The organism is Pectobacterium sp. CHL-2024, from assembly GCF_044751765.1.
Classification (GTDB): Bacteria; Pseudomonadota; Gammaproteobacteria; order Enterobacterales; family Enterobacteriaceae; genus Pectobacterium; species Pectobacterium brasiliense.
Window position 1 is genome coordinate 133,951 of sequence record NZ_JBIXKO010000001.1, and the last position, 20,240, is coordinate 154,190.

Annotated in this window: 15 protein-coding genes and 1 pseudogene; 6 read left to right on the top strand and 10 right to left on the bottom strand. The window is 54.0% G+C overall.

The genetic code is table 11. The features are described 5' to 3' along the window. Positions 1-170: 170 nt before the first annotated feature. The 3 genes and pseudogenes from ACIPUG_RS00595 to sapA form a co-directional block, all read right to left on the bottom strand. Positions 171-367, bottom strand: a pseudogene (locus ACIPUG_RS00595) (transposase); the annotation flags it as partial. Between the two features lie 46 nt (positions 368-413). After that, positions 414-1,379, bottom strand: coding sequence for a putrescine export ABC transporter permease SapB (sapB, locus tag ACIPUG_RS00600; protein WP_014915699.1), 966 nt, complete (start codon positions 1,377-1,379; stop codon positions 414-416). Next, a complete protein-coding gene (gene sapA / locus ACIPUG_RS00605) occupies positions 1,376-3,064 on the bottom strand; it encodes an ABC transporter substrate-binding protein SapA (RefSeq protein WP_400336867.1) in 1,689 nt (562 codons plus the stop codon). The genes sapB and sapA overlap by 4 nt, the downstream gene beginning before the upstream one ends. A 171-nt stretch (positions 3,065-3,235) precedes the next feature. On the opposite strand from sapA, the gene ACIPUG_RS00610 reads away from it, so the two are divergent. The 3 genes from ACIPUG_RS00610 to ACIPUG_RS00620 all read left to right on the top strand — a co-directional run bounded on the left by ACIPUG_RS00610 (position 3,236) and on the right by ACIPUG_RS00620 (position 6,060). Continuing rightward, positions 3,236-3,676 carry an antitoxin Xre/MbcA/ParS toxin-binding domain-containing protein gene (locus ACIPUG_RS00610; RefSeq protein WP_010276743.1) on the top strand — a complete coding sequence of 147 codons (441 nt, stop codon included), beginning with the start codon at positions 3,236-3,238 and terminating at the stop codon, positions 3,674-3,676. After that, on the top strand, positions 3,673-4,161 hold the full coding sequence (locus ACIPUG_RS00615; RefSeq protein ID WP_400336869.1) for an RES family NAD+ phosphorylase: 489 nt from the start codon (positions 3,673-3,675) through the stop codon (positions 4,159-4,161). Before ACIPUG_RS00610 ends, ACIPUG_RS00615 begins: the two co-directional genes overlap by 4 nt. Before the next feature lie 381 nt (positions 4,162-4,542). Next, positions 4,543-6,060 (top strand): cellulase family glycosylhydrolase, encoded by a 1,518-nt coding sequence (locus tag ACIPUG_RS00620; RefSeq protein ID WP_094433554.1) that lies wholly within the window; start codon positions 4,543-4,545, stop codon positions 6,058-6,060. 70 nt (positions 6,061-6,130) lie between these two features. Here the strand turns inward: ACIPUG_RS00620 and pspF are convergent, their stop codons facing one another. Continuing rightward, the gene (gene pspF, locus ACIPUG_RS00625) at positions 6,131-7,120 is read right to left on the bottom strand and encodes a phage shock protein operon transcriptional activator (protein WP_226292811.1); all 990 of its coding nucleotides are present in this window, start codon (positions 7,118-7,120) and stop codon (positions 6,131-6,133) included. 225 nt (positions 7,121-7,345) lie between these two features. Here pspF and pspA point away from each other — a divergent pair, with 225 nt between their 5' ends. The 3 genes from pspA to pspC all read left to right on the top strand — a co-directional run bounded on the left by pspA (position 7,346) and on the right by pspC (position 8,681). Continuing rightward, the gene (gene pspA, locus ACIPUG_RS00630) at positions 7,346-8,011 is read left to right on the top strand and encodes a phage shock protein PspA (protein WP_010276756.1); all 666 of its coding nucleotides are present in this window, start codon (positions 7,346-7,348) and stop codon (positions 8,009-8,011) included. A gap of 80 nt (positions 8,012-8,091) precedes the next feature. After that, a complete protein-coding gene (gene pspB / locus ACIPUG_RS00635; RefSeq protein ID WP_010276759.1) occupies positions 8,092-8,316 on the top strand; it encodes an envelope stress response membrane protein PspB in 225 nt (74 codons plus the stop codon). Beyond that, a complete protein-coding gene (gene pspC, locus ACIPUG_RS00640) occupies positions 8,316-8,681 on the top strand; it encodes an envelope stress response membrane protein PspC (protein WP_336254249.1) in 366 nt (121 codons plus the stop codon). Before pspB ends, pspC begins: the two co-directional genes overlap by 1 nt. A 295-nt stretch (positions 8,682-8,976) precedes the next feature. On the opposite strand, the gene ACIPUG_RS00645 is transcribed toward pspC, so the two are convergent. The 6 genes from ACIPUG_RS00645 to ACIPUG_RS00670 form a co-directional block, all read right to left on the bottom strand. After that, the gene (locus tag ACIPUG_RS00645) at positions 8,977-9,468 is read right to left on the bottom strand and encodes a hypothetical protein (protein WP_400336872.1); all 492 of its coding nucleotides are present in this window, start codon (positions 9,466-9,468) and stop codon (positions 8,977-8,979) included. Positions 9,469-9,661: 193 nt separating this feature from the next. Further along, positions 9,662-10,210 carry a hypothetical protein gene (locus ACIPUG_RS00650; RefSeq protein ID WP_235208474.1) on the bottom strand — a complete coding sequence of 183 codons (549 nt, stop codon included), beginning with the start codon at positions 10,208-10,210 and terminating at the stop codon, positions 9,662-9,664. Further along, entirely contained in the window at positions 10,207-10,464 is a 258-nt protein-coding gene (locus ACIPUG_RS00655; protein WP_039279536.1) for a hypothetical protein, read from the bottom strand. The genes ACIPUG_RS00650 and ACIPUG_RS00655 overlap by 4 nt, the downstream gene beginning before the upstream one ends. A gap of 3 nt (positions 10,465-10,467) precedes the next feature. Further along, the gene (locus tag ACIPUG_RS00660; RefSeq protein ID WP_400336875.1) at positions 10,468-17,841 is read right to left on the bottom strand and encodes a hemagglutinin repeat-containing protein; all 7,374 of its coding nucleotides are present in this window, start codon (positions 17,839-17,841) and stop codon (positions 10,468-10,470) included. A 27-nt stretch (positions 17,842-17,868) separates the two neighbouring features. Further along, complete coding sequence (locus ACIPUG_RS00665) at positions 17,869-18,384, bottom strand: toxin-activating lysine-acyltransferase (RefSeq protein WP_010295854.1); 516 nt, start codon at positions 18,382-18,384, stop codon at positions 17,869-17,871. 11 nt (positions 18,385-18,395) lie between these two features. Beyond that, positions 18,396-20,138, bottom strand: a complete 1,743-nt coding sequence (locus tag ACIPUG_RS00670; protein ID WP_400336877.1) for a ShlB/FhaC/HecB family hemolysin secretion/activation protein — start codon at positions 20,136-20,138, stop codon at positions 18,396-18,398. Positions 20,139-20,240: the final 102 nt, after the last annotated feature.

Sequence of the window (20,240 nt, forward strand, 5' to 3'; positions counted from 1 at the left end):
TTGAAGGAAATGCTTAATAAAAACAATGGCATGAAATAATAAAAGGCCTTCCAGAGGTAACGCCAGTCAGTGAAACAACTGACTGGCTTTTTTTTCAGATTTTGCCGTACTTGTGTGATTTTTCCCTTACTGACCTTGATTCAAAATCAATGACGTGTTGAACCGGATATTTTCATCTTTTTGATATCAGAGGCTTCCATACCACCAAGTTTCGCTTTCCAGTTGTAGCAGGGGGCTTAGGATATCTCCGCTTCGCGGCAGACATCTTTACGGTACGCCCGACGTCAACGGGCTTCAAAACGGCGATAATCTGGTGCTCAGTAAATCGGTGCTTTGCGCATAGCGATCTCCTCAGGGGGAAGAACATTTTTTGGTAAGGTTATCTATTTTTATTTATTATATTATTTAATAAGTTATCGTAGGGCATACCATTCCTTATGTTTCAACGGATTTGCCATGGCGCCCCAAATATCGGACAGGATGTTGACCGTGATGACCATCGCACCAACCACCATCACGCCCGCAGAAATCGCAGCGAAGTCCTGCTGGCGAATGGCGTTCACCAGCCAGCGACCGATACCTGGCCAGTTAAAGACCACTTCGGTAATCATCGTCAGCGTCAACATGGTGGAAAACTGTAACCCTAATTTGGGAATAATCGGCGGCAGCGCGTTGTGAATCAGGTGACGACGAATGATCGTAAAGCGCGACAGTCCACGAGTCGCTGCCGCTTTAATGTAGTTTTTGCTGATAATTTCCGTGGTGCTGACGCGCATCAGGCGGATCACTTCGGTGGTCGGCCCGACGGCCAGTACGGTAATCGGCAAAATCAGGTGGCGGATGGCGCTGACGATCATTTCACCGCGATGTGGCGAATCTGACAGCCAGGCGTCAATCAGTGCAAATCCGGTGACGGTCTTCACCTGATAGAGCAGGTCGAAGCGGCCTGAAACCGGCAGCCAGCCGAGGTGCAACGAGAAGAAGAGTGTCAGCAGCAGCGCCAGCCAGAACACCGGCAGGGAGAAGCCGATAAGCGCCAGCGTGCTGATCACAATGTCCGCGCCGCGGTTCTGCATCACGCCAGCGGTAATCCCCAGCGGAATACCGACCAGCAGCGAGAGCGCAAATGCCAAAAGACAAAGCTCGATCGTGGCCGGGAACACTTCTTTCAGCAGCTCGCTGATTGCCTGTCCGTTAATGCTGGAGCGACCGAAATCTCCCTGAAGCAGGCTGGTGAGGTAAAAGTGATAGGCATCAAACAGCGCTGCGCCGTTGAGCGGGGCGTTGGGTGTGTAGTAACTGAGGCTAAAGCCAACCAGCGTCAGCAGTGACAAGGTCACTATCAGTAACACCAGACGTCGCAAGGTAAAGATAATCACGGCTGTGCTTCCTCCACGGTTTCCGGTGCAGAAGGCTTCTGCTGCGCCTGTTGATCCTCGCGGAAGACGCCCGCGAACGAGGCATTGCCGAAGGGACTCAATACCAGCCCTTTCATGTCATAGCGGTAAGCCAGCAGTCGTAATGACGACGCCAGCGGCAGAACGGGTAACTGTTCTGCCAGAATGCGCTGTGCCTGCTGATAATAGTCAATCCGCTTAGAAAGCTGCTGTGACGAGAGCGCGTTTTGCAGCACTTCATCAAACGTGGGATCGCACCAGTGCGCGTAGTTGCTCTGGGAGCGAATCGCCGCGCAGCTTAACAGCGGCCGGAAAAAGCTGTCCGGGTCGTTACTGTCCGTTGCCCAGCCTGCCAGCGTTAAATCGTGGCTAAGCTCCATCAGTCGCGCTTCCTGAAAACGGCCTTCTACCGGAACGATGGTCACGGTGACGCCAATTTGCGCCAGATCGGCCTGTATCAACTCTGCCGTTTTCAGCGGACTGGGGTTGTAGGACTGTGACGCGCTGGGCACCCACAGGCGCAGGTTGAGGTTAGTCAGCCCCAGTTCTTGCAAGATTTGTCGTGCTTTTTGCGGGTTATATTCCGTAATCTGCGATTCGTTGTCGTACGCCCACGACGCACGGGGCAGAATAGACGCTGCCGTTTCCGCCGTGCCGTAATAAATCGACTGCATTAGCCTGTCGTTATTGATCGCCAGTGCGATAGCTTCCCGCACGCGGCGGTCGTCCAGCGGCGGTTTACGCACGTTGAAGGCCAGATAGGCGACGTTCATGCCGGGACGCAGCGAGAGACGCAGACGTGGGTCATTACGCAGGATCGTCAACTGGCTGGCCGCCGGATAGGCGAGGACATCACATTCACCCGTCAGCAGCTTGGATAAGCGGCCCGTCCCGCCGGAGCCGAGATCGACAACCACCTGCCGCATGCGTGGCAGGCCGCGCCAATAATCGCCGTTGCGCGTCAGTCGAATGTATTGCCCATTGCGGTATTCGTCGAGCAGATAGGGACCGGTACCGACCGGTTCGCGATCCAGCAGCTCTTTCTTGTCCTCTTTCGCCAGACGCTGCGCGTATTCCGCGGACAGAATCGGCGCGTAGTGCGTGGCCAGATGCCAGAGGAAAGAGGCGTCCGGGCTGTTGAGCCGGATCTCAATACTGTACTCGCCCAGCTTACGGATGCTTTGCACCGAATCGGCGAATTGCAGGCTGTCGAAATAGGGATATTCGCCGCCGTTGACATCATGATACGGGTGCTTTTCGTCCAGCATGCGCTGGAAGCTGAATATCACGTCGTCGGCGTTCATATTGCGGGTTGGGCTGAACCAGGCAGTGTGCTGAAACGGCACATCGCGGCGCAGGTAGAAACGGTATGTCGAACCGTTGTCCGAGACTTCCCAGCGCTGAGCCAGTTCTGGCATCAGACGATAGGTATAAGGATCGACATCCAGCAGGCGATCGTAAAGCTGTGCCGCCAGCGTATCAATGGTGACACCGCTGCGCGCCATCTGCGGGTTAAACGTGTTCAGGACATCATTGACGCAATAGACAAAACCGCTCTGGCGAATATTTTCCAGCGGAGCAGGCGGCGTTAGCACGGACGGCTGTGCGGCCAGTGCAGGCAATGCCAGACAGGTGAGTGCCAGTGCGAAACAGGTTTTTCCGAACATACGGGATTTTTCAGTCAAGACGGTTATACACAGAGTGTATCGCACTCTTGGCATCCTCCCCACTCTTGTTATGCGCGTCTGGCGACTTTCCAACCGTTTGAGCCACCAGACGAATGATTGAAAACGTCATAATGAATGCTATAGTTAAGTCACAATGACGAGGAAATAACTATGAATGCAGAAATCAGTCTTAAAGTTGAAAACTTTGCTCGTGAAGCCGAGTTGCCTGATGGCGTTTTCCATGACCCGTTGATGTTCGTTAATGTCGTGCGCGGTGGGATCTCCGGCGCGATGCTGAAGCGCGGTGCGGATGCCAGCGGGCTAAGCCGTAAGCTGATTGGCTCGGCACTGTCCGTCGACCCGTCTAATATCTCCCGCTTATTCCGCCGTAAGCATTTAACGCTGGAGCAGGGGGAAGCGGCGCTGGAGACGTTCCGCCTGTGGCTGAAAGCCATGACGACGTTTGAAGATGAAGCGAAGGCGCAACTGTGGATGGAGAGCGGCATTCCGGCCTTTGGCGGAAAAACGCCGGCGGAAATGCTGGATACGCACAAAGGACGTCAGTTGGTTGATAACGCGCTGAATCGTATTGAATACGGCGAATTTATATGAGGCTTTACCGCATTACTAAAGCGGTCTGGCTGGAGGCGTTTTCAGGACAAACGGGCGTAAGCTTCCAGCACGGTGCGCGTTTCAATCAGCCCAACACCCCAGTGCTCTATTTCAGTGAAACGCCCGCCGTCGCGATGCTGGAAATGGGGAATTATCTTCCTTCGCCGCAGTTGCTGCCCGCCAGCTATCGTTTGGGCGTATATGAACTGCCGGATGACGTCCCGCAAGAATCCATCACGCTGGACATGCTGCCTGAAGACTGGCATCGCTATCCGTTTATGCCGGACGTGCAAGCACTGGGATCGCGCTGCCTGAACGCAGGGCAATCGCTGGTGATTTGGGTACCGACCAGCGCGGTTAAGCCATTTGGCAGCATGCGTAATGCGCTGATTAACCCGCTACATCCCGCGTTAAGCCAGCTACGTCTGATTGAGGTGATCCCGGATTTCTACAGTCATAGGCTGTTTAACCCGGTAGGACATTAAGCCTGCTATTGACAGCAATGAAGCTGGCAGGAACCCTATAGTCAGTATGGTAATGAGAAAAATTCTCAACAAAGTGCTTTACAGATGATACTGATAACTATTATCATCACTTTCGCACTTCGACGGTGGCTTCTCGCAGGCACTGAAGGAGAGCACGACATTGCTCACATTGCTTCCAGTATTATTTTAGCCAGCCAACGTGCTGGCTTTTTTTGCCTGAAAAATGACCTCACCAGATACTTACCTTGCTTTCTATTTATCTATAAATAATTAATAAAATCAATATGGTTAGGATGTTTCCTAAATTGTTGGCGGGAACAAAAATCTCCCTTATCATGCCTGTGCCCAAGATCATGGGTGTTCACAATGGAGATAAGGAATATGTGGATGAGAAGGAATCAAATCGTCAGGAAATTGACGTTAGGGGTGGTAACAACGGTGCTGGGGATGTCGCTCAGCTTTTCAGCATTATCGGCCACGCCGGTAGAAACGCATGGTCAGCTGTCCATCGAAAACGGACGACTGGTGGATGAAAAGGGGAAAAGGGTGCAACTGCGTGGGATGAGCTCACACGGTTTGCAGTGGTTTGGCGACTATGTCAACAAAGATTCGATGAAGTGGCTGCGTGATGACTGGGGGATTAACGTATTCCGCGTCGCCATGTACACGGCGGCGGATGGCTATATTTCCAATCCCTCTCTCGCCAATAAGGTAAAAGAGGCCGTTGCAGCGGCGCAAAGCCTCGGCGTTTACATCATCATCGACTGGCATATCTTGTCGGATAACGATCCTAATATTTATAAAGCACAGGCAAAAACCTTCTTTGCCGAAATGGCTGGGCTGTATGGCAGCTCGCCGAACGTGATTTATGAAATCGCCAACGAGCCAAACGGTGGCGTGACATGGAACGGGCAGATTCGGCCTTATGCGCTGGAAGTGACTGACACTATCCGTAGCAAAGATCCCGATAACCTCATTATCGTCGGTACGGGCACCTGGAGTCAGGATATCCACGACGCGGCAGATAATCAGCTGCCCGATCCGAATACGATGTACGCGCTGCATTTCTATGCCGGTACGCACGGACAATTCCTGCGCGACCGCATTGATTATGCACAAAGCCGTGGCGCGGCGATTTTCGTCAGCGAGTGGGGCACCAGCGATGCGTCCGGCAACGGCGGACCGTTCCTGCCTGAATCGCAGACTTGGATCGATTTTCTGAATAACCGCGGCGTAAGCTGGGTGAACTGGTCGCTTACCGACAAAGCAGAGGCTTCCGCCGCGCTGGCACCGGGAGCGAGCAAATCTGGTGGTTGGACGGAGCAGAACCTGTCGGCGTCAGGTAAATTTGTCAGAGCACAGATTCGTGCGGCTGCGAATCTAAGCGGTGGCGATACGCCAACCACGCCAACGGAACCGACCAATCCAGGTAGCGGAACCACGGGAGACGTCGTGCTGCAATATCGTAATGTGGATAACAACCCTTCCGATGATGCGATTCGCATGGCCGTCAACATCAAAAACACCGGAAGTACGCCGATCAAACTGAGCGATCTGCAAGTGCGTTACTACTTCCACGATGATGGCAAACCCGGCGCGAACCTCTTTGTTGACTGGGCGAACGTCGGTCCTCACAACATCGTGACCAGCACAGGAACCCCAGCCGCCAGCACCGACAAAGCCAACCGCTACGTTCTGGTGACCTTCAGCAGCGGAGCTGGTTCCCTTCAGCCGGGCGCGGAAACCGGTGAAGTGCAAGTGCGTATCCACGCGGGTGACTGGAGCAACGTGAATGAAACGAATGACTATTCATACGGTGCTAACGTCACGAGCTATGCCAACTGGGATAAGATCACCGTACACGATAAAGGTACGCTGGTATGGGGCGTGGAGCCGTAATCGCACGTCGCTGACCTATTAATCTACTAATCCTGCGGGCGTGAATTCGCCCGCTTTTTTTTCCTGTTTCTCACTCATTTACCGCAATATCGTGTTTCTTCAGCAATCCACGCAGTTGGTGATAGGTTAATCCCAGTAGCTCAGCGGCTTTGCGCTGGTTAAACTTGGCCTGATTCAATGCCCGATCGATCAAGCCTTTCTCCTGTTCCAATAGCCACGGTTTCATCTCCAGCGGTAAATTCGGCTGGCTGGTTGTCGCACGCGGCGACGTTTCCTGAACGGCAGGAGTCCGGCGGAAGGGATTGAGAATGATGGCATCGAGAGGCTGATCGCTGTCGCCGTGACGGTACACCGAACGTTCAACCACGTTTTTCAGCTCACGAATATTGCCCGGCCAGTCGTAATTCAGCAGCGTTTCGCACGCGGCAGGCGTAAAACCGGGAAACAGCGGCAGATGCAATTCACGGCACATCTGAATCGCAAAGTTATCCGCCAGCAGCATGATGTCTTGTTGTCGTTCACGCAGCGGCGGGAGCTGCACAACGTCAAAAGCCAGACGATCGAGCAGGTCAGCACGGAATTTACCGCTGGCGGCAAGCGCAGGCAGATCGTCGTTGGTCGCGCACACCAGACGCACGTCAACCTGTAGCTGATCTCTGCCGCCGACGCGCTCCAGCATGCCGTATTCGATCACCCGCAGTAATTTTTCTTGCACCAGCATCGGTGCGGTGGCCAGTTCATCCAAAAACAGCGTTCCGCCGTCGGCGCGTTCGAAGCGTCCCAGATGGCGTTTTTGTGCCCCAGTAAAAGCACCGGCTTCATGACCAAATAGCTCGGAGTCGAGCAGATTTTCGTTGAGCGCCGCACAGTTGAGGGAAACGAACGGCCCTTGCCAACGCGGGGAAAGGTAATGCAGGCGGCTAGCGATCAGCTCTTTACCGGTACCGCGTTCGCCAATCACCAGCACGGGCTTATTCAGCTGTGCCAACTGCGACACCTGTTCCAGAACCTCCAGAAAGCTGTTGGCTTCGCCCAGCAGGTTCTCTTTTTCCTGAAGCATGATGTTTCACCGTGTTATTTTTACTAACTGTTAGCGTATTTGACTAATCTAGCGGAAATGGGAAAATAGTCAAAATTATCTATTCTTTAATTTTCAGTTAGTTAAACTGAATTAAAAGTTGGCATGCTTATTGATATACCTATAGGGAGACCGCGACTGGCTCGGCTGGTCACGGTGATAAATCAGGCGTAATCAGACGCTGGAAATCATGAAGAGGATGTAATTATGGGTATTTTTTCTCGTTTTGCCGACATCGTGAACGCCAACATCAATTCATTGCTGGATAAAGCTGAAGATCCGCAGAAATTGGTGCGGCTGATGATTCAGGAAATGGAAGATACGCTGGTTGAAGTGCGTTCAACCTCGGCGCGGGCGTTGGCAGAAAAGAAACAGATTGCCCGTCGTATTGAACAAGCGCACGGTCAGCAGGATCAGTGGCAGGAAAAAGCTGAGCTGGCGCTGCGTAAAGATAAAGACGATCTGGCCCGTGCGGCGCTGATTGAAAAGCAGAAGCTGACCGACCTGATCGCGGTGTTGCAGCATGAAGCCGAAAGCGTGGATGAAACGCTGGAGCGCATGAAGCGTGAAATCGGCGAGCTGGAAAATAAATTGAGCGAAACCCGCGCTCGCCAGCAGGCGCTGACGCTACGCCATCAGGCTGCGGCATCGTCGCGTGATGTGCGCCGCCAGTTGGACAGCGGTAAACTGGACGAAGCGATGGCGCGTTTCGATCAGTTCGAACGCCGTATCGATACGATGGAAGCGGAAGCTGAAAGCCACGGATTGGGGAAACAAAAATCGCTGGATCAGCAGTTTGCCGAACTGAAAGCGGACGATGAAATCAGCGCGCAGTTGGCAGCACTTAAGGCTAAAGTTAAGCCAGCAGAGTAATAAACGCGTAAACGCCATCGGATGGGCTGTCGTTAGAAAACGGCAGCCACCGGCGTGTGAATAATAACTAAGGAGACACAATGAGTGCGTTGTTTCTTGCCATTCCGCTGACCATTTTCATGTTGTTTGTGGCACCGATATGGCTTTGGCTACATTACAGTCAGCGTAAAAACAGTGCTCAACTGGGACAAAACGATATGCAACGTCTGACACGTTTAACGGAAGAGTCCAACCGTATGCGTGAGCGTATAAGGGCGCTGGAAGACATTCTGGATGCAGAACACCCGGACTGGAGAAAATCGTAATGAAAAATACGTGGTCAGGTAAAACGTTATACCGCATACCGGAAGAAGGCATGCTGAAAGGGGTTTGTGCTGGTTTAGCGCGTTATTTTGACGTGCCGGTGAAGCTCCTGCGAGTAATCGTGGTGCTGTCGATGTTTTTCGGCCTGTTCTTTTTCACCATGGTGGCTTACATCATTCTGACCTTTATACTCGATCCGGCTCCATCGGGAATGGGATTTGAGGATGAAAAGACGGCCCGTACACCCAGCCAACTGCTGAATGAGGCGGATGCGACCTTGCAGGCCAGCGAACAGCGCCTGCGTAGCATTGAGCGCTATGTCACCTCGGATACGTTTGGCGTTCAGAACCGCTTTCGTCACCTGTAAATACGCGTCTGTTCGGTATTATCCACGACTCGTACCCACGAGGAGTCATTGGTTTCATGGGGCGGAATGAAAAAAGAGTTGTTTGGCATAATAGAACAGCCTGAAGAGAGGAGTGCTATCATTGCCAGATTATTTCGCAGTAACTTTTTCACTTGTTTCATTCCTAATAGGTTTGAAAAGTAATGGGTATTTTACAGTAACGCTGCGCTCAGATTTTAAGACTAAAAGCTCCCCACCAGAGGTGGGGAGTGCAATATTATAAAGGCGTCATTATTTTAATTAGCGTATTTCGTTATCATTTAATGGGTTGTAAAGAAATCGCTATTTCCAGCACGATATCAGAATGGCATTTATCGCCATTGGCTGATGTTCTCTTAAGTTCATCAAGTGCATAAACGATATCCACCCTGGCTCCCGGGCGGAACAGCTTTTTATCTTCATCATCGATATGGCTATAAATGCTTTCTTCAATGACAGAACCATCATCCAGCAGCAAACTGAAACAGTTATCTACCGGAGAGGGGTCTTGTCCTGCCACATAGGTTCTTGTGATCGTGCCAGATCTGTGCAGTAAACGCATTTTTCCCTGAGTGATATTTTCCCACCACTCTTTGGAACCAAAAAGACCATGTGTCCCTTTGAGTCCCATAAACGGTTTCGATTGATCCAGCGTTAATCGTTGCACCTGCATGACATACTCAGGGTTAGATTTAAGCTCGGTTGAAAGAAGATAAACAAACTTCATCAGAACAGGGCTGTCACGCAGTTCATCTGTGATTCTTCCCATAAGTAATCATTTAGTTGATCGAGTAATGATTCAGCATCAGTGATTGCAAGAAGGGCATCAGGTAAATTGCCAAAGCAGTTATTTACCATAACGGCGATTCTGCCGTGTTTATCCATCGCAAATCAGGTGAAAAGGGTGCCAAATTCAGGCACCCAGTTTTTATCCAGTACAACTATGCTTTAATATTTAAAAATTACATGCCACTGTGCATCGGATGCCAGCCACTGCCTGCCTTAGCTGTGTAACGTACCGTATTTAATGGCTTCAACTGCCACATACCATTACTGTCTTTCACGATTTCACTGGCATGAACGCGACAGCGGAACCGCAATGTATCGGTTTCCAGCTGGAACTGATAAAACTTCCCTTCTTCCGGCGTGAAATAAGTATCCACAAGGCAGGTATGCTTACCTTCAACGTAAACATTGACTACTTCGGTTTCTGCACCTGCAATGAGTTGCGTTTCGTAGTAGTCAATATTGTATTTCTCTCCGACAACTTTTGGCATCCCCCGATCCACTGTATTCTGTAATACCCACTCACTGGAGCGTATCAGTCCACCTTTGCTTTCACCATTGAGCATTTGATAAAGGCTGGTTTGCTCAGTGTTATCGACAATCCTCAGCCATGGGGCATGAGCACTTTGAGGTGGGGGGACGAAAAAAGTATGGTCTGGAATAAAGGCACAGCCCGCAGCGGTCAGAATGACCGCTGCGTTCGCAGAACGCAGCAACCGTTTCACCGTTTATCTCCTTTACTGTATTCCATGCGCATATGTATCCAGACACCTAGGCCAATGACTGGCCCTGAAGCGATGCCAATTCGCAGAGCCTTAGTCAGTAAAGGTTGCCAATGCATACCTGATGGCATTTGCAGGATAAACTGGTAGTAGAGCCATACCCCAAAATAGACGAGTGCCACCGTGCAGGAGAGCGCCAGGAAGCAGCCTGCCATCAGATAGAAAAGCGTACTAAAACCAGGTTTTTTTGTACTCACTGCTTATTTTCCTTGTTGATCCTGCGGCTTCTTATCAATCGCTTTCTGGATTACCGTCCCTGTACCTTCAGAAACAGCGGCTCCAAAAGTACTCCCCAGCATGTCCGCTGCAGGTTTCGGCAATTTCGTACCCGCTGCACCACTGATAATGGTCGACGTAGTGGCACCGGCAACGTTACCGATCCCAGCGCCGGTAACCGCGCCGGTAGAATCTTGGTCACCCTTAATTTTACTGCCAACATAGGCTCCGCTCATCCCCCAAACCTGGGTTGCCAGGAAACTCTTCCCTGTGGTGACGGCGCTGACGCCTGTAGCAATTAAAGCATCAGTGTAACTTATGCTTTCACCCGGTTTCATGGTGATTACCTGGTTATTGATATTGGCTGCGCCACCGATGAGTCCATTGACGGTGATTGCTCCACCCGTCACTGTACTCCCTCCACCGAGTGTCAGGGCATTAACCATAAAGAAGCCCCAGGCTTGCAGTAATCCTCTTACCGGATCCTGATTCTCGGAAAGGGTGCCTCTGTTGTAGATGCGTAATGATTCACTGACCTGCTCAGGCGTTTTGCCATGCTCAATCTCATATTTGGCGAGTGACACCGCACCAGAGCCCCAAGACATCATGCCAGGGCTTAACAGATCATTGTTGTCCACCGCATTTTTACTGGAATCATGCGCAGTGACAGCGCCAGCAGAAGTATCCGTGCTGAGTCCGCCAGCAAGAGCCCCTGCCAGCGATGCCAGATTGCTAATCTTAGTACGCTGTTCTGGTTTGAGATCTTCCGTTTTAACACCAGGGTATAAATATTCACGAATAGCACGTGCAGCGAGTTCTCCACTCGCCGCGCCGATGGCGCCTGCAGCAGCATTTGTTCCCGACAATTCAGCCACAACACCACCTAATACAGCATGCCCAATAGCATTTGCTGCAATTTGACCGGCCGTCGGGTCTTCATCAAAGCCTACTGTCATGCCTTTTACTACTCCAGCCATATAAGGCGCAGCTCCGGCGGCTAGCGCTTTCGCTGGGTCGCCACCAGCCAGAGCAGTAATTGCAGCAGCAGCCGCGCGAACTCCGCGGTCAAGATCACCTCCAGCCTTATACTGGTCACTCACGTTTTTATAAGCGTCTGTATTTTTGACACGATTCCAGTAAACATCACGCTTTTCTTTACCATCCCACTCACCAGCTTCTTCAATGCCGGCACTGTTAGCCATAATTTCACCCTGCTTGAGAGTAATATCGACGGCCTGATTCGCGATATCACTAATCAACCGCAACTGGCTCAGACGCTGCTGTTCCTTCGCCTTATCAAAGATTGGGCTAATACTTTGATTCGCATGCTCGACATCGCGGCTCAGCGTGCTGACATCCTGCTGCTGGTTCGCCTGGTCACGGATAATCAGCGATCCCGGCGAAACGGCGGCATAGGTGGTGCCGGAGGCATTCCCATCGCTGCCACCCGCACCCAGACCATTAGCCGCCAGATTCTGTACGGCATTTTTCAGTAGATCCTGCGCGCCCAGCCCGCCAGTGCTGATACCGACGCTGCTGTGCGATACTTCAAATTCTGCACTGTTGTCGATATTGCTGAAGCCCAGCGTGCCGGTATCGAGACGGTTTTTATCTTCGCTGGCAGTGCTGCCAATCACTGCGCCATCCAACTGGGTGTGGTTGCCGACGGTGATATCGAAACCGCCGTCACCGGCAAAGATACCCGTCTGCTCCTGCACGCTGTTGTAGGTACTGTGGATCTTATCTTTCGCCACGCTGGCACTGACGCTACCGGTCATGCTGCCAAAGGTAAAGCTGGCGCCTGCCGAGCTGTTCTTCTGCTTCGAATCATAGTTATTGACGTCCTGTTCGCTCTGCAGCGTCAGATCACGTCCGACATTCGCTACCACCTGATCGGCACTCAGCTGTGCGCCGCGCAGGGTGGTGTCACGTCCGCTGTTAACCGTCAGCTTATTCCCTGCATCGACCGTGGTTTCGGTGTGGGTCAGGCCATCGCCATTTTCGTTGCCGGAACCTTTACTGGCGTTAGCAAATACGCTGATCCCCGCGCCGCCCTGGCCAGCGCCGATGCTGACGCCCACGCCGCCACCGCTGCTGCTGTTCTTGCCGGTCTGCAACTGGGTATTCTGCGCCGACAGCAGGTTAATATCGCGGTTCGCCGACAGCAGCACATCGTTGCCTGCTTTCAACTGGCTGCCGCCGATGGTCAGATCGCCATCTGCGCCATTTTCTGAACCGGTCGCCACCAGATTGATATTGTTGCCCGCCTGCACGGTACTGCCGGAAGCGTTAACCGCTTCGCTGTGGCTCTCGCTCTTCGACTTTGAGGTACTCAGCGACAGGCTGACGCCAATGGCATTCTGATCCGCGGTATTCTGCGAAGCTAGCACCGCGGCCTGAGCGGCCTGTACGCCTGCCAGACCGGATTTCAGCTTCTGCAGCGATGCCATACGGCCATCCTGCTGCTCATCGGCGGCTTTCGCGCTGGTGTAGGCGGCATTAATCGCGCTACCGATCGCGCCGGACAGCGCCAGCGTCAGACCCGTCTGTTTACGCTCATAGGTGGTGTCGGTGGTGCTCTGATTATTCGCGGCATCAATGGTGATATTGTTCGCCACCATATTGATGTCGTTACCGGCGATCACATCGGAGCCCTGCACGGCGATATTATTGCCCGCCACCAGACTGGTATCGCCATTGACGCTGCCCAGCGTGCTGTTGTTGTGGGTCAGCGCCGCAGTATCGGAGGTCGAACTCTCTTTGATTGAACCGACAAAGAAGCCAATGCCGCCGCTGCTCATCAGGCCCGACTTGGTGGTTTTCTTCATCGACCAGCTGTCGCGGCTTTCTTCTGCCGCCGTGACGTTGAGGTCGTTACCGGTACGCAGTGCCAGATCCCGATCAGCCGCCACATCGCTGCCGGTGATATTCAGATTGTTACCCGCGCTGATGGAGATATTTTCCCCGCCCAGACTGCTGCCGTTTGCCAGCGTGGCATCGTAACCAGCGCGGGTGGTAGTGGTGCGTTTCGACAGGAAGCCGGAACCTTTCACCTTCGAATTCATATCCAGATATTCCTGGCTGCTGGCGCTGCCGAGGTTGATATCATTGGTGGCGGTCAGCGCAAGCTGCCGATCGGCATTCAGTTTTGCCGCCTGGGCGTTAATATTATTGCCGGCATTCAGCGAGATATTGCCGTCGCTGGTGACTTCACTGCCTTGTACCTGAGTCAGCGTCTGCGTGACGTGGTTATCTTTATCCCACACGACTTTGTCGCGGCTGCCGGTGGTGACGGTGGTCATAGTGATATCGCGATTAGCAGCGATCTGCGTCTGGCTGTTTTCACCGGAGCTGACCACCTGCGCGGCTTGCAGATTGACATCACGGCCTGCCTGCAGCAGCAGTTTGCCATCGTCACCCTGCACATACATGCCTGCCACACGGTCGATATTGTCGCGGCTGAAGTTGTTACTGCCGTTCTGACTTTCCGCGTGGTTGGTCTCGCTGGCAACGGTGATATCGCGTCCGGCTTGCGCCAGCAGGGTATCGGTGGCACGTATTGTACCGCCGGTGTTAGTGAGATCGTTGGTCGCCTGCAGCGACACGGATTTACCCGCAATGATGCCGCCGACGTTAACGATATCGTCGCCGGAAACGCTGACCAGCTGTGTGGCGCTGATGCGTCCGCTGTTCAGCATGCCGCCGCTGACGCCAATGCTGACGTTCTTACCGGCCAGCAGCGCACCGCTGCCGTCCATATCGCCTTGCTGCACCTGTGCATACACCTGTGGTACCAGCACGTTCTGGGTGGTGCCATCCGGCATCTTCACATCCTGCGCCACCAGCCACACCATATCCTGAGTGATCTGCTTCATCTGTTCTGCGGTGAGCGCCACGCCCGGCACCAGATTGAATTTCTTCGCGAAGCTGACGCCCGCTTCCATCAGGCCCTTATACTGCTCTTCATCGCTGGTGTAGTCGGCGAGATAGCGCTGGCCGACCAGCTCAACGATCTGCTCGCGCACCAGACGTTGCTCATAGAAACCATCGCCGAGGCGTTTTTGTGTGATCGACGGGTCGGTCTGCAACTGGCGCAGCATATAGTCGGAGCTCAGCCAGATTCTCTGATTGGTGAAGCGCGGATCGGTTTCGATCAGATAGCTGCTGGTGGCATCCGGCAGGGGGGTGAACAGGCTGCCGGTTGGCAGGGAAGCATCCGGTGTCATCGAGCGAATGACGTCAGTGTTCTGTCCGGCCACTTCCACGCGCTGCGCGGCATACTCAGCCAGCGATGGTGCGCTGCTGGTTGCCTGGGTATGCTCCTTCATCACGGTCGGACTGAGGCTGATGGACTGAATTTCCGTTGGCGGTGTATAGGCCGAAGCGCGTGCTTTCTGGCTGTCTTTGCCTTTTTTATGGATACGATCCCATTCGATGACCTGACCGACTTTTTCCGTCAGTTTCTGACCAGTGACTTCGGTATTCACCAGTTCCTTCACTGCCGTCAGCAGGGTGCCACCGGCAATAATCTGGCTCTTGTCGTTCAGCAGCTTATCGCCGGAGAGCGAAATCTGACCGCCCGCGATGATTTTCGCCGGGTCGCTCTGGGCGATCTGCTCTTCGCTGATGGTCTCGGTATAGCTGTACTGATAGTAATGGTCGCGACCACACACCACGCCTTCGATACAGATATGGCGCACTTCATTTTTGTAGAAGCTGATGTTGTAGTCGTCAGGGCTGTAGTGGACGCCATTATTCAGGTCCACCACCATGTACTCATCTTTCTGCCGCTGGGACAACTGCACCATACTGGTGGCGAAGTTGTCATTGATATTGTTCAGCGTGGTGAAGCTCAGCGCCATATTGCCCACAGATTCGATAGTCGAGCTGTGGTTGTTAATTTCGCCTGCCTTGCCGGTCGTCAGCATGTCCGCATCCAGCGCGCCGCCGATGGCTATATCACCATTGCTGTAGATCAGGGAGTGGTCGCGGTTATTCAGCGTACCGATGCCCAGATCCAGACGCTGGCGCGCCGCGATGGTGGCGCTGCTGTTATTTTCCGCCAGATTATTCAGCGTCGCTGCGCCGATCGCCAGGCCGTCGCCATAAATTCGGCCGGTGCCGATATTGTTGACGGTGCTGGCGTTGATGCGGGTTAGGACGCCGTCGATAAGGCCGCGGTTGCTCAGCGTATCGCTGGCGTTCAGCGTGGTCTGTTGGGAACGTAGTTCGCCAGTGGTCTGGTTGTCGATGTTGCTGGCCTGCACATTCAGCTTACCACCTGCGCCAAGCAGCGCCGTATTGATCAGGCTGTTATTGACGTTCAGCGTTAGATCGCCATTTGCCAGCGTTTTATTGTTGTTACTGAAGTCGTCCGCGAAGCTGAGATCCATATCGCCAAGCGACAGAATTTCACCGCTGCCATTAATCTCGCGACCGCGGAAGGTCAGTTGCTGACCCGCCACCAGACGACCACCTTCATTGCTGATACGCAGATCGCTGCTGGTGGCTGCGGTGCGGGCGAGGGCGCTGCTGTTTTGCTGATCGAGCGTCAGCTGCTTATTGGCGGAGATCTGTCCTTGGTTGTTATTTAGCACCGGCGTGGCGATCGCCAGATCGCTGGCTGCGGCCAGCGTACCGCTCTGGTTATTCAGTTCACTGCTGGCCGCAACATCCAGCGCGCCGGAACCGGCCGCCATAATGGTGCCGGCCTGGTTATTCAGGCTGGCGCTCTGTACGCTGAATTTTTTGGCATTGGCGGCGATGCGGCCATTCTGGTTATCAATGCTGTTAATGCTGAGTTGCAGATCGCTGTCACCGCTCTGCAGTAACTTGCCACCGCGGTTACTGATAGCCGGCGTGTTGACCTGCAGTGCATTGGCGTTAATCACGCCGCGATCGTTGCTGAGTTTACCGGCGGCGGAGAGTTTCAGATCGCCGCTCGCCAGCAGCTGTGCGTCGTCGGTGATGATATCGCTGCTGCTGGTCAGCGTGGCGTGATGTGCGGCGGTATCGCTGCCGCTGAGATCAATCTGGCTGGCGCTGGCGTTCAGATTGCCACCGGCCAGCGCCTGACCCCGGCTGGTCAGTTTACCGTCGCTGGCGAGTGTCAGATTGCCGCTGTCGGCTAGGGTGCCATCGGTTTTCATTCCGGCGGCTATGGCCGCGCCTTTGCTGTTGCGGATGCTGGCACCGCGCACACTGGTGTTGCTTTTGGCGGCAATAAGGCCGGTATTCGTCACCTCCTCGCTGGCGGTAGTGCTCTGATCGCGCTGGGCAAACAGGGTGCCGCTGTTGTCAACTTTTTTACCGCCCAGCAGCAGATCCTGACCGGCATTGACCGTACCGCTGTTGACGATATCGCCATTGGCGTTAATGGTGATGTCACCCGCCTGACTGCCAAGCGTCCCTTTGTTGCTGACGCCGACCCCTTGCTCGGTCGCCACCAGGCGGATTTTACCGGCATACATGCCGCCCAACTGGGCGACGTCGATCGCCAGCGTCGGTTTGACGTCGCTACTGTCGCTGTCCGTTGCGCTGCTGGCTGTGGCCGTGCTGTTATCGGCGGCCACCTCGTTTTTGCCGGTGGTGACGGTCACATCTTTCGCCCAGATACCAGCATTAACTTTCACGGTGCGGGCAATCAGATCGGTGTAATCCTGACGGCTGCTGTCCATGCCAGCACCTTCCACCACGATTTCACCCTTGCCCACGCGGTAACCGCGCAGTTCACCGTTGGCCATCTGCGGCGTGCCGGTGGTCAGTGTGGCGCGGTTGGCGTTAATAAAGCCACAGCCGTCGCAGCTGATGCCCGCCGGGTTGGCGATGACCACCTGCGCCTTACGGCCTGCCACTTCGACATAACCATTCAGCTTGCTCGGGTCGCGCGAATTGACCTCGTTAAGAATAATTTTGGCTTCGCCTTTCGCCAGCCATGGGTTACCCGCCACCCAGCCGCCCATCTGAGTCTGCACCTGTTTGTGCGAGTTATTAAGAATCGCGCCTTTGTTATCAACGTCAAACTGGGTGTATTTGTTATGCGAAACACCACCGGCGCTCGGCGTCTGGATATTGACCTGCGGCGTGCCGTTGGCGCTCTGCATCACATTCGGCTGCTGGCCGCCCGGGGCGCTCTTGTCGGCGACAATTCCGGCCGCCAGCGCCTGTGGCGCGAGCGTGACCAGACCGAGTGCGGTCATGGTCAGGAAGGCGGTGGGCTTCATGCGGCCAATCAGCTGGCTCAGCGTATGGCCGACGCCGTTGGCACCGCTTTTACCCTGGCCGCGGTTGATTTCTGATACCACCATTAACAGGCCGCGAGCCTTGTTGAAAATGATGCGATAGAGGTTCTTATTCACGAAAAGTTATCCCTGCTAAAAGTGATGTTAAGCAACCAGCGGCGTGTTCTGCTGCCAGAGTCTGAATTGTTGTTGGGTGACGTCATCGCCACGAAATTGCAGTACCCGTTGTCCGCGTTCCGCCCCTTTGTGGTACAGCGCACGGCCACATAAGTGGGGAAACAGCGTGCCGCCGACGATGCGACGAAATGCCTGCTGATCGCCGAAGGGCGCGACCCAGTCGCGGAACCATAGGCGGTTGCCGCTGGTCCAGTCCTGCGGTTGCACCAGGATGCCGGGGCCGGTGAGGTAGCGCTGTTCCGCTTCTTCGTCCATCCACGCCCAACTGAGGAAAAACATGGGCTTGTCATCGCGGCTGGCAATAACAAACTGCTGATGTTTGATGGCGGGTAGCAGCAGCGTCGGTAGCACACTGAGCGGAATATCGCGGTGCTGTTCCGAATGCATCCACAGCCAGACCGCCGCGCCAAGCGCTTCCGCTTCGCTGAACTGACCGCCGAGCAGCGGGGCGGTTAACTGATAGCCATTAACAGGAATCTTCATCACGCGCCTCCTTAGTACTGCCAGCTGAGGTTGAAACCGAGGGTGACCGGGCTGGTGTGGAAACCTTCCGGTTTGGAGAACGGCACACCGACAAACAGGTCGTAGCCGGTGTTAAAGGCGTTACCGCGTAGACCAAGCACGCCGCCCGCCAGATGTTTTCCAACGAGGTAATCACGCGTGCCGTCTACTTCGCCGTAGTCAGCGCCGAGATACAGTTCCTGGTTAGGCAGCGGGGTGCGCCAGGCCAGATCGTTGCGCACGAACCAGCCGTTGTCGGCCGTCAGGGTGCGTTCACCATCAAAGCCGCGCACGGTCCAGCGGTTACCAATCGACAGCTGATCCTGTGGCGTCAGTTTGGTATGGTTAATCTGACGCAGATACTGCACGTTGTAGCGGAAGGTCTGATTGCCCAGCGTAAACGGCATATCGAGTTGTGCATTGAGTTGGATAATTTTCGCCAGCGCGGTGCCTTCATCGAAATACTCTTCCTGCGCCGGAATCGCGCCGAACCAGCGGGTGCCGCGCTGGTAGCTCACTGCGGCATCAAGGGTGGTAGCGCCGAAGTAGTGGCGATGCTGCAGACCCAGACGCCAGGCGCTGGTTTTACGCCTCTGCACATCCACTTCGGTATCGTTGACGAAGTTCTGCGATTCGCGCGTCAGAATTTCATAGCTCATTGAAGTTTTCTGACTGCCGCTGCGGTGCAGCACCCGGCTCAGCTGGAAGTTAAGGTTTTTGCTGTTGCCGCTGTAGTTGTAGTCTTCATACGCGCCCGCCACATTCTGGTTGTAGTCGTAGCCGCTGGCGGTGACGCCCGCCATCCAGTAACCGAACGGTACGGAATAGTGCAGCATGTAGTTCTTGCTGCCTTTTTCGCTGCCGGATTCAAGGTCATGGTTGCCGGAAATGTAGAACAGGTCGCTGAGTGAGAAGGGATTATCGATATACAGCGTCAGGCCGCCCTGATAACGACCGGTGGTTTCGGTGCCTGAATCATCGAGCGTCGCGCCGAGACGCCACATTTTTTCCTGTTTCCAGGTGACGTCAATGTCGCTTTCGCCGGGCTGTTCACCTGGCACAATCGCCATCTCTGCCTGTACGGTGGGCACGCGCTGCAGGTTTTCCAGTCCCTGCTCAATATCACGCAAATCCAGCAGTTCGCCTTCACGCGCTGGCAGGGCGCTCCAGAGGCTCACGTAGCGATCGCTCTCTTTGGTCAGTTTGATCTGGCGCGTTTTGCCCGGAATCAGAGTAATATGCAGGGTGCCGGTTTTCAGGTTTTGCGGCGGCGCCATTACGCGCGCGGTGACGTAGCCATGGTCGATCAGACGGTTTTGCAGTGCGCTCATCAGCAGGTTGACCCCCTGAGCACCCAGGCACTGACCTTTACCCTGATCGGCCAGCTGTTGCAGCGGGATACGCAGCCAGGAGGGGAAATCTTCCTTGCCGGTCAGTATGATGTGATACAGCGTAAAGCACTGTTGCTCCTGCGGAAATTGCAACTTAGTAAAGAATGAGGAAGGTGGCTGCAAACGCACATCAGGCGTTTGTGGCGCTAATTGCTGCTGCATCGCACGCTGGCGATCCTGCTGATTGATATTTAGCTGTTCATCCACCCGGTTCGGTGCGGCAATAGGCGTAAGATTATTATCTGCCGCCCAACTGCTTGCTGAGGTGGTCAATAAAATAAATAGCGCAAGCTGGCTGAGACGCGCAGGTTGATACCCGTCAGTGAATGACGCATTCCGTAGCATAATGAATTAACCTGAATTATTAATTGTTATTGGGATACCATTCGTTTCCAGAAACAATTGGTTACTTGGTACAATTTCAGGTTATATACGTTAACAATTTGT